This is a genomic window from Cytophagales bacterium, assembly GCA_019456305.1.
Taxonomy (GTDB): domain Bacteria; phylum Bacteroidota; class Bacteroidia; order Cytophagales; family VRUD01; genus VRUD01.
The window spans coordinates 25,913-37,355 of the sequence record VRUD01000039.1; the positions used below are offsets into that span (position 1 = coordinate 25,913).

The following is an 11,443-nucleotide window of genomic DNA, read 5'->3' on the forward strand; positions in this document are numbered from 1 at the left end:
AACGTGGTGCCCCGCCTTTGGCAGGGCTAAATCCCGTGAGAAAACAATTCCGGTTTTTCAGTTTTTCTTTGCTACAATGATGATGTATCCCTCAAAGCCATCATGTAAAATTCATAATATGTATGTGCAAATATAGAAAATTCTAATAATATAGATAATATTGTGTGATAATTATTTGAATTTGTACTGCGAGGTCAGGAGTTTCTGAATTTCGGATTTCGAGTTTCGGATTTCAAGTTTCGAGTTTCGAGTTTCGGATTTTGAGTTTCGAGTTTCGAATTTCGGATTTCGAATTTCGAATTTCTAATTACCAAAAATCATGCGGTTCACCTATTTTTTGTTTCTCTTCTTTATAAAATTTTTCCAGGTAGCGCCTTTTTGGCTGTTATACTTTTTTTCTAATGGTCTTTATTTCCTTGTTTATTACATTGTCGGATACAGAAAAAAGGTAGTGAACCAAAATTTATTGAACTCTTTCCCCGATATGCCTGCTAATAAACGAAAGCGGCTGGCCAAAGAATTTTATAAGAACCTCTGTGATATATTGTTGGAAACCATTAAAGGATTCACCATGAGCCAAAAGGAAATAGAGAAAAGATACAGGTTTATCAACCCCGAATTAATGAACGATTATTTTAGCAAAGGGACAAATGTAATTTCAGTTGGCGCTCATTATGCCAATTGGGAATGGGGAATTATGGCAGTAGCAACGCAGTTGAAGCACAAAATTGTGTCATTTTATACCCCTCTCTCTAACACGTATATTGAGAAAAAAATGTTGAGAAATCGAAAAAGATATGGAACCGAGCTTGTTTCGATATCCGATGTACGTAAATCATTTACTTCTAAAATGGATAGAGCCGCCACCTATTTTTTTGGTGCAGACCAAAGCCCTTCCAACCCAAAAGGAGCTCATTGGATGACGTTCCTCAACCAGGATACTGCCTGCATGAAAGGTGCGGAATTCTTTTCCAGGCTATACAGTTTACCTGTTGTGTACTTTGATGTACAGCGCGTAAAAAGAGGATATTATACTGTAGAGTTAATGCTGTTGGAAGAAAACGCTTCTGGTACTTCTTCAGGTGAGATAACTGAAAAGTACATGCATGCTTTGGAAGAGATAATCAAAAAGAAACCGGAAGATTATCTTTGGGCACACAGGAGATGGAAACATAAAAGCGCATAGCGCATAGCATCAGACACTGCGCAAATACAATTCTGTACTTCCGAAGTAGATTTTGTACCTCCAAAGCGATTTTACGCACTGCGCCCCCGACTGCATCTGGATCTTCGCCATGCGCCATGCGGGGCTGGTAAAAACAATTGAAATTATTTTTTCTTCATTAATTCTACGTTACAGACTAAGTTAACAGTTTCACCAACTACAACGCCTCCACCTTCCAAAGGCGAGTTCCACTTCACACCATAATCCATTCGATTGATTTCACCGGTAATTTTAAATCCTGCTTTGGTGTTTCCATAAGGGTCCTTCATAGTGCCAAAATAAATCACATCAAGGGTTACCTCTTTGGAAACATCTCTTATAGTCATATCCCCCGTCAATTTGTAATTTTTACCTTTTACTTGTTTTAGTGATTTACTTTTAAATGTGATCATGGGATATTTTTCAGCATCAAAAAAGTCTTCTGATTTTAAATGTCCATCTCTTTTTTCGTCATCTGTGTTGATGCTGCCAACATTGATCGTGAACTCAATCTGACTATCGGCAAAATCATCGCTTTTAGATACCACTTCGCCTTCAAATTCATTAAATTGTCCGGAAACTTCGGAAATCATCAGGTGTGTTACCGAAAAAGTTACTTTTGAATGAGCTTTGTCAAAGCTCCATGTTGATTGTGCTATTGAGGTATTTATTATACCTGTTAAGCATACTGCGAAAAATAATTTTAAGTTCTTCATAATTGGTAATTGTTTAATTGATTAATGATAATTTTGAAAGCGCAATGTTAAGCATAAAAATTTTAATTTATAATATTTTTTATTTTTTTTATATTTCTATACAATTAGTTCTTTTTTTTATTAATTTTGCATTTTTAACAAGGGCATCTCTAAAAACTACACCATATATTCCCCTCTATCAAGAGGGGCAAGGGGTGTGTTTTAAAAAATATGTAGTTTTTAGAGATGCCCACAAACTTTTAAATTAAAAAAATCATGGAAAACAAAGGATTAGTAAGAATTGTGGTGATAGGCGTAATTGGTCTGATTGTGCTTATCTTTTTTTCAAGTAGTATGTTTATTACTATTGAACCAGGCGAAAGGGGTGTAATTTTTAGAAAATTCACTACCGGTCTTGATAAAGAACATATTTTTCAACCGGGTTTTACCGTTATTGCTCCCTGGAACCGAATGTTTTTATACCAGGTTAAGGATCAAATAAAGGAAGAAACAGTGGATGTACTTGATAAGAACGGTTTATCATTACATATTGATGTTACCGTTCGTTTTTATCCGGTTTATAATAAAATCGGAGAGCTTCAGGAAAAATTTCAGGGACAATATATAGATGTGGTGGTAGTTCCGGAGGCCCGTTCATCTGTAAGAAGAGTAATGGGGCGATATACTGCTGAAGAAATATACTCTACCAAACGCGCTGAAGTTGAAAAAACTATCATTGAAGAAACTGAAAAAGTGTTGAGTGCAAATCATGTTGTGATGAAATCTTTGCTTCTTCGCTCAATTACGCTTCCCCCACAGATCAAGCAAGCCATCGAAGACAAGCTGCAAAAAGAACAGGAGCTATTGGCTTATGAGTTCAAGCTGAAAACAGCACGAAAAGAAGCTGAAAAAAGGATAATTGATGCAAAGGGTAAAGCTCAATCAAATAGAATTTTAAGCGCGAGTTTAACCGATAAAATCTTAAAAGAAAAAGGAATCATAGCTACCCAGGAATTAGCTAGCTCTCCAAACACTAAAGTTATCGTGATCGGGAGTGGTAAAGACGGACTTCCTTTGATTTTGGGAGGCAATTAAGGAAAGTAGGCAGTAGGCAGTAGGCAGTAAGCAGTAGACAATGACTATGACACGCAATAGCTATCATCTGATGAGTGGATAGATTGTGCGTTTTGGTCATCCGATGAATAGGGGGGCTATGACTAATTACAAATAACCTCAGACCAATAAATAAAATAGGCTTTGGTTTATATAGCGTGTTAAACTGTATATTAGCTCTGTAAATGTACACGAAATTGATAAAATCGGCAGTCGGCAGTCCCCAGTCGGCAAAAAACAATTGCCGAGTACTCGGGATGGACTGCCGACTGGAGACTGCCGACTTAAAGGTATTCAATGTGATTTTGAAAAATTATACATTTTGCAACGTTAGTTTAAACTAAAGCCATAAAATATTCTGTGCCTGCCCCGATTTCTCGGTGGTAATCTGTGTTTATAAATGCAAGAAACGAAAGTAAATAATGCTATTGAAACCGAAGCTGCAGAGCTTAATATAAACGGGGAAACACATCAACTCCCCATCATTGAAGGCTCTGAAAATGAGAAAGCAATAGATATATCTCAGCTCAGGCAGCAAACCGGCTGTATTACGCTTGACATCGGCTACAAAAATACCGGTTCAACCAAAAGCGCGATTACTTTTCTTGATGGAGAAAAAGGATTGCTCCGATACAGAGGGTATCCGATAGAGCAATTAACTGAAAAGTCGTCTTTTTCAGAGGTTGCTTATTTATTAATTTATGGAGAATTACCTACAAAAAAAGAATTAGCCAAATTTGATAACGATATTGCTTATCATACATTGGTAAATGAAGAAATAAAAAAGATATTTTCAGGATTTCCTTCCAATGCGCATCCGGTAGGTGTATTGTCATCTTTGATTTGTTCATTAACTGCGTTTTATCCTGAATCATTAGACCCATACCGTACCCCTGAAAGGATCAATTTAACGATCATAAGGATACTGGCGAAAGCGCCTACGCTGGCTGCGTGGGCATATAAAAATTCCATGGGCCATCCTGTAAATTATCCCAGAAATGACCTGAAATATTGCTCAAACTTTTTATACATGATGTTTGGGCTTCCCTCTGTACAACCATACACTCCCGACCCTGTAGTTGTTGATGCCCTTAACAAATTACTGATCCTGCATGCAGATCATGAGCAAAATTGCTCCGCTTCAACTGTAAGAATTGTGGGATCATCGCATGCCACCTTATATGCCTGTGTATCGGCAGGTATTAACGCCTTGTGGGGCCCGCTTCACGGGGGAGCAAACCAGGCAGTGATTGAAATGCTGGAAGCCATTAATAAAGATGGGGGCAATGTTAAAAAATATATTGAAAAGGCAAAAGATAAAAATGACCCCTTTAGATTGATGGGATTCGGGCATAGGGTTTATAAAAACTTCGATCCGAGAGCCCGGATCATCAAATCAGCTTGTGACCAGGTGCTTAACAAATTAGGGATCAATGACCCTGCATTGGAAATTGCAAAAGTACTTGAGGAGACAGCGCTTACTGATCCTTACTTTATTGAGAAAAAGCTCTATCCCAATGTTGATTTTTACTCAGGGATCATTTACAGAGCTATTGGCATTCCTACGGAGATGTTCACAGTAATGTTTGCATTAGGGAGGCTCCCTGGCTGGATAGCCCAATGGAAAGAAATGCGGGAAAATAACGAGCCGATCGGCAGGCCAAGGCAAATTTATGTAGGTGCAAAGGAAAGGAATTATGTAGCTATAGATAAAAGATAATGTAAAATTAACACAAAATGGAATTAAAGGCAAATGGCATTGACCATCTGAACTTAAATTATTCAAAAGTAAAAAAAAAGATAAAATATCATTTGCATTTAATTTTTTTCTATTTACCTTTGCACGGTCAATAATTTTAACCTTAAACATAATCTACAATGTCAACAATTATTAAATCTTTCGTAAGCGCAGGGCGCAAAGCTCAAAACGCAAAACGTTACGCGCTACGCCCCGCCAGCTGGCGGGGCTATGCACTATGCGCCATAGTATTCTCTATTTATTCATGCGGTTCCGGTACATCAGATGAAGATAAATTTGGTAAAGGAATAAAATTTGAAGATGCAAGTAAGGAATTAAAAGCCGAAGTAGAGAAAGTAGTATATAGTCTGCCTTCTCCTATCCAGGTTACTTCATTGATAAAAAATTCAGGTGCATCTTATATGGGAGAGTTATTGAATGGAACAACCCAGGTAGATAAGTACTTTTCCTCAAATTACAAGTCTGCACTCAATATGGGTATCTACGGAGCCGATCTTGGTTATGCCTGTATTTATTATAAAACGCAGGACGCTATTTCATTTTTAAAAGCATCTAAAAAGCTGGCGGATCAACTAGGTATCCTGGGAGCTTTTGACCTGGACGTAATTGAACGGTTTGAACGAAATCTTGATAACAGAGATTCCTTGATCCGGGTTGTTACTGAATCATTCCGTATGACAGATGGCTACCTGAAAGAAAACGCACGTAATAGCATAGGCGCTCTGATAATCACAGGAAGCTGGATTGAAGGCTTATTTGTTGCTTCAGCAACGATCGAAAATTATCCAAAAGAAATACCTGAAGAACAACGAATGATAATACTAAAACCCATTATTAACAGGGTCGCTGAGCAGCAAAAACCCCTTAGTAACCTGATCAAGCTTCTAAGTTCTTTTGAAAATGAGCAAAATATACCTGAAATATTATCAGAATTGAAAGAGCTGCAGAAAGACTATGAAGCCGTTAAAAGCACTGAATCTTATGCTGAACCAACAACCAATCCTGAAACAGGCGTGACGACCATTAATACCAGCAGCACTATTGAAGTTTCGCCTGAGGCATTGGCCAAAATAGGGAAGAGAATTAAAGATATTAGAACTAAGATCGTTAGCTATGAAGATTAACAAGAATGTGTTCTTGTGTTCACCCTGTTAGTCTTTACTCAAGTATTCAAACTGAAAACTATTTTTAAGATGAAAAAAGTTATAGCTTTAATATGGATAGGCTATTTATCTTCAGGAGTTGTTTTTGCCCAATGTAATACCCTTGATAATGAGTGTGCGCCTGATTTACACCCTTATATCTCTGACGGGCAATATTATCACGCTAAGCTCAACGGAGAGGAAACTGCAGAATTTAAAACCACCTTCTACGCAAACGAAACATATAAAATCGTTGCTTGTGGAGAACAGGGGTTAGGCAGCATCCAATACAGGCTGTTCGATGCAAATTATAACCTGATCTTTGATAATAAAGACTATGATAATGCTGCAACGTGGGAATTTAAATTCAATACGACCAATGATTTTTATATCCAGACAAAATTATTGGGAGGTACTGATGAGGGTTGTGCGGTTTTGCTCATTGGGTTTGATTGCCATTGTAGTGACTGAAAATGAAACCACTAATTACACTAATTACACTAATTTAATTTGTGTAATTCGTGTAATTCGTGGTTTCATCAGTCCCCCCAAGTACTCGGGGGCACACAGGTGTGCTGATCAACCCAGATACATTGGGGTTTGAAAATTTGTTCATGTCTTTTTTTCTTAAATTGTCAAATTATTAAACATTGGTCCCGGGTACCCGGAATCAATGTTTTTTTTTAGCTTTTTATTTGTATTATTGTAAATTTATCACGAGTATTCGGGATTGAGTATTAACGAATCATTAAAACATAGAATCCGATAGCTATCGGATTCCTATATAATCAACAAGAAAACAGGGAAATACATTATACCTCTATACCTTATATTTCCCTATTACCTTGTGTCCTAAAAATGAGCGAAGAACTACTAAAAGCATTGATGCAGCTGTTTGCAATAGTTGCAAAAGAAGATGGGATCACTTCTGAAGAAGAAAAAGTAATTGAATCCTTTTTGCGTCAGCAACTAAACGAAGATTCTGTAGTAGAATATATGACCTTACTTAAACAGTATGCAGAAGAAACAGAAACAAGTGGTGAAGTAAAAAGTGAAGCGCAGAAAATAAAAGCCCGCTCAAGAGATTCTACCCGTACGTTGCGCATCTGCATGAAGATCAATAAAGAGCTGACTCAGAAGCAAAAGATAGTTATCATGGTTCGTCTTTTTGAGTTGGTCGCTGCTGATGGCGTTATTACTGAGCAGGAGGAAGAGTATGTAAAAACCTTTGCTGATATTTTTAACATTGAAAAAGAAGAATTTGAGGCTATTAAGGAATACGTTCTGAGTAGTGAAATATTTAATAAGAGCATCTATAATGTATATCTGGAAAATATATTGATCATCGATAATAAAGAAAAAAGCCTTCCTGAGCAAAAGGATGGAATAAAGGGAACAAAAAAAAGAAAACATATATATGCTGAAAATCTAAGCGGTAATATTGCAGTATTAAGGATCCCCAGTGTTGAATCATATATGGTCAGGTATAATGGTGACAGCGATATTTATCTGAATGGAGTAGCCTTAAATCATAATCAAATATCTGTTTTTGCTACGGGCAGTTCCTTAAGAAGCCCAAAGATTCATCCAATATATTATAGTGATATTATCAGCAGGTTTTTAAGCGATGATTCACGGTCTTCTATTTCATTTGAGGCAAAAAAAATAGTTTTTACATTCCCAAATGGTGCAATTGGATTACGTAATGTAAGCCTTAGCGCCAAATCAGGTGAACTTGTAGGTATCATGGGAGCCAGCGGGGCTGGTAAATCTACTCTATTTAACGTGCTTAACGGAAATGATACTCCAACCAAGGGTGAGGTGCTTGTCAATGGGATCAATATTCACAACGATAAGAGAAAAGTTGAAGGAGTTGTTGGTTATATTCCACAGGATGATCTTTTGATAGAGGAACTCACCGTTTATCAAAATCTCTTCTATGCAGCAAAACTTTGTTTCAGTCACTATTCAAATAAGCAAATTGATGAGCTTGTCACAAAAACGTTATCAAACTTAGGGCTATCAGAAACACGGAATTTGCAAGTAGGGTCTCCATTACAAAAAACGATTAGCGGTGGACAGAGAAAACGTCTGAATATTGGCCTGGAATTACTGCGTGAACCTTCATTGCTTTTTGTTGATGAACCAACCTCAGGTTTGTCTTCCAGAGACTCGGAAAATATTATGGACCTGCTTAAAGAATTGTCACTGAGGGGCAAGTTAGTTTTTGTTGTTATCCATCAGCCATCTTCAAGTATCTTTAAAATGTTTGACAAGCTCATGATCCTGGATGTTGGCGGATTTCCTATCTATTATGGCAATCCCGTTGAAGCTGTCATGTATTTCAAAAAAATGGCACGTCAGATTGGCAGTGAACATGGTGAATGTTTAGAATGTGGAAATGTAAATCCCGAACAGGTTTTTAACATCATTGAAACCAAAATTGTGGATGAATATGGCAGGTTTACAGATCAGCGTAAAGTAGCTCCAAGTCAATGGAATGAAGTTTATAAGGAAAATATCAAACCACAACAGATTGAAGAAAGCCATGACAAACCACAGGGTACGCTTTCGCAGCCTAATAAATTTAAGCAGCTTCAAATATTTATTACCAGGGATGTGCTCTCTAAAATAAGCAACATTCAGTACATGACAATAAACTCTCTGGAAGCTCCGTTTTTAGCTCTTCTTCTGGCTTTTATTGTACGTTATTTTACCATAGACGAAGCCAATACAAAAGGCTACATTTTCAGCCAAAACGAAAATTTACCGGCTTACATTTTCATGAGCATCATCGTAGCGCTGTTTATGGGTTTAACGGTGAGCGCAGAAGAGATTATCAGAGACAGAAAGATATTGAAGCGTGAAGAATTTCTAAACCTAAGCAAAAACAGTTATCTTTTTTCTAAAATGACCATTTTGTTTGTGCTGTCTGCTGTTCAAACCATCAGTTTCGTATTAGTTGGCAACCTCATACTTGATATCAAAGGCATGACGCTGACTTATTGGCTGGCATTATTTTCAACAGCTTGCTTTGCCAATATGCTGGGGCTTAATATTTCTGCTTCATTTAATTCTGCCGTTACTATATACATTCTGATACCGATGTTATTGATCCCTCAATTGCTTTTAAGCGGAGTGATTGTGAACTTTGATAAACTTCATCCGAGCCTGGCTTCTGTGGAAAAAGTGCCAATTATCGGTGAACTGATGGCTTCTAGATGGGCTTATGAGGCGATAACTGTTTCACAATATAAAGATAATGAGTTTGAAAAACGGTTTTTTGCTTACGATAAAAAATTGGGTATGGCTGACTTTAAAAAAGTTTATTATATTCCTGAACTGCAGTCAAAGCTTGAATATTGTACCAACCATTATGAAAAATCAAGAAAAGATATTCAGGAAAAAGTAGCAAAAAATCTGCTTCTGCTCAAATATGAGATCGGCCATGAGATAGAAAAAGGTAAAGAAGCCGGAGTTTACTTTACCTATATTGAGTATCTGCATCCTGATAGTTTTAACCTGGTAGTTGCTGAGAATACCAAGATATTTCTGGATCAATTAAAAGGATATTATATTAGAAAGTATAACCAGACAAGTAATGAAAGAGATTCACTAAATAATAGTTTAATCAGCACTCTAAAGGGGCTTCATCAATATCAGCAAGACCGGGATAATTATCAAAATGAAAAAATTGCTGAAATTGTAAAAAATTCTTTAGAAATGAACAGAATCATTGAAAAGAATGGAAGATTAATACAAAGGACCACTCCGATCTATCAAGATCCTTTAAATGTGTCGGGCCCTCTGGATTTCAGAGCTCATTTCTACGCACCAAGGAAGCAATTCTTTGGAAATTATTATGACACTTTCTGGGTTAATATTTTTGTGATCTGGGCCATGTCGGTGATATTATATATTACGCTGTATTATGATGTATTAAAGAGGTGCATGGATTTCTTTGAAGAAATAGGGAAAAAGATCAAGTGGAAAAAGTAACTCAATCGAAATTATCAGATATTCCACAATATTATAAAACAGATCCAGTATTTTATAAATATGTAAAATTGTTTAGTATTTATTTTCATTATCTAACGGGGTGAATGGCGAAAATTGACTTTTTGGAATGGACTCAATATTTAATTTTTGAATATAAAAAGGCTCAAGGGTTGATTTCTGAGCCTTTTTTATTATAATTCAAAAAAAACATTATAACAGAATTAGAGAATTAACCGGATTAACTGACGCAATGGAAAAGCTAAACCTCTCAAAAGGGATTGTAATTACCTTCAATAATGAAGAAAAAGTAAGCAAAAATATCGCTATCGTTCCTTTTTGGAAGATGAAGGAAGTGTTGGAATAATGGGTTTTGTCTTAATTATTAAATAAAAAAAGGCTCAAAGGTTGATTTCTGAGCCTTTTTGTTTAGGCCAACATTTAATTAAGTAAATTAATACTGCAATGGCAAACTACCTAGATCTATAGTACGATCTGCTATTAAGTTGGCACCAGGTGTACCGCCTGAAAAGATAAAAGTTTCTACTACATCATAATTAAGAGCACCGCAAATATCGGTACGTGTAGCTGTATATTCTACTGATAAAGTAGCAAAATCTTCAGGTACGTTACTAAAAGTAATGAAACCACTCGCATCTGTAGTAGTAGTGTAAAAATTAGGCTGCATATTAGGATCGTTATAATCTATTCTAATTGTTACACCAGATATATAATGTGAAGATCTGGTAATCACAGCATTATCATAATTACACTTGTTAAATGATGTATCAAAAGGAAAATTACCATAAATTCTGGCTTTCAAAGTAGCACCTAATCTTGGTAAAGTAACAGGTACTCTTACAAACTGTGTTACAGCAGCATCACTACCAGTTACCAAATCTGGGTCACGATCTAAAAAAACTGATGTATTCATTTTAGAATACCCCGTTGCTTCAACATAAATTGAAACAAATCCTTCTGAAAGGCCGCTAAAAACAGCAATTCCATCTTTAGCAGTAGTAACAGTAGCAGTACCACCAGCACTATTAATAGTTACTGTTGCCTGATCCAATCCTGAAACTCTACCCTTTTCAGAACTAGGGACTACTTGTACTGACAAAGTATAATTAAGCGTACCGTTGGGTACCTGATTCTCCTGAACCACTACAAAATTTTCCGGCTCATAAATTTTATCCTTTTTACAGGCAGAAAACATAACAGCTCCCATTAAGAGAGCAAACGAATAAATTGTTAATTTTTTCATAATAATTTTTTTTGAGGAATGTTGAGACGCCCAATTTGGGCGTCTGTACGTTCCGTGTTTGTTTAAATTAAAAAGTTTAAGTTAATATTTATCCCGTTGAATCTGTTTTTATTCAACAGGTACTAAAAAGTGGCACAAAGGTAGGCAGGTATTTTTAACTTCCAAATTTTTTATGAGAAATTTTTATTTTTTTTCACTGTTGTCCGATTAAATTTATAAACTAATAAAATTACTTCTAAAAATTATAAATTTACTCATCAGCATAGGATT

The 11,443-nt window shown here is 36.2% G+C and carries 8 protein-coding genes; 6 read left to right on the plus strand and 2 right to left on the minus strand.

Annotated elements, in window-relative coordinates; genetic code table 11:
• The first annotated feature begins 319 nt into the window (after nt 1–319).
• Entirely contained in the window at nt 320–1,186 is an 867-nt protein-coding gene (locus FVQ77_09860) for a lysophospholipid acyltransferase family protein (GenBank protein ID MBW8050622.1), read from the plus strand.
• 143 nt (nt 1,187–1,329) lie between these two features.
• Here FVQ77_09860 and FVQ77_09865 read toward each other — a convergent pair whose 3' ends face one another.
• A complete protein-coding gene (locus tag FVQ77_09865) occupies nt 1,330–1,863 on the minus strand; it encodes a YceI family protein (GenBank protein MBW8050623.1) in 534 nt (177 codons plus the stop codon).
• A gap of 312 nt (nt 1,864–2,175) precedes the next feature.
• Here FVQ77_09865 and FVQ77_09870 point away from each other — a divergent pair, with 312 nt between their 5' ends.
• The 5 genes from FVQ77_09870 (at nt 2,176) to FVQ77_09890 (ending at nt 9,912) form a co-directional block, all read left to right on the plus strand.
• Nucleotides 2,176–2,994 (plus strand): prohibitin family protein, encoded by an 819-nt coding sequence (locus FVQ77_09870; GenBank protein MBW8050624.1) that lies wholly within the window; start codon nt 2,176–2,178, stop codon nt 2,992–2,994.
• A gap of 418 nt (nt 2,995–3,412) precedes the next feature.
• On the plus strand, nt 3,413–4,732 hold the full coding sequence (locus FVQ77_09875; protein MBW8050625.1) for a citrate synthase: 1,320 nt from the start codon (nt 3,413–3,415) through the stop codon (nt 4,730–4,732).
• 158 nt (nt 4,733–4,890) lie between these two features.
• On the plus strand, nt 4,891–5,895 hold the full coding sequence (locus FVQ77_09880; protein ID MBW8050626.1) for a hypothetical protein: 1,005 nt from the start codon (nt 4,891–4,893) through the stop codon (nt 5,893–5,895).
• 69 nt (nt 5,896–5,964) lie between these two features.
• Complete coding sequence (locus tag FVQ77_09885; GenBank protein ID MBW8050627.1) at nt 5,965–6,384, plus strand: hypothetical protein; 420 nt, start codon at nt 5,965–5,967, stop codon at nt 6,382–6,384.
• Between the two features lie 387 nt (nt 6,385–6,771).
• On the plus strand, nt 6,772–9,912 hold the full coding sequence (locus tag FVQ77_09890; protein MBW8050628.1) for an ATP-binding cassette domain-containing protein: 3,141 nt from the start codon (nt 6,772–6,774) through the stop codon (nt 9,910–9,912).
• 451 nt (nt 9,913–10,363) lie between these two features.
• On the opposite strand, the gene FVQ77_09895 is transcribed toward FVQ77_09890, so the two are convergent.
• Nucleotides 10,364–11,173 carry a hypothetical protein gene (locus FVQ77_09895; protein ID MBW8050629.1) on the minus strand — a complete coding sequence of 270 codons (810 nt, stop codon included), beginning with the start codon at nt 11,171–11,173 and terminating at the stop codon, nt 10,364–10,366.
• Nucleotides 11,174–11,443: the final 270 nt, after the last annotated feature.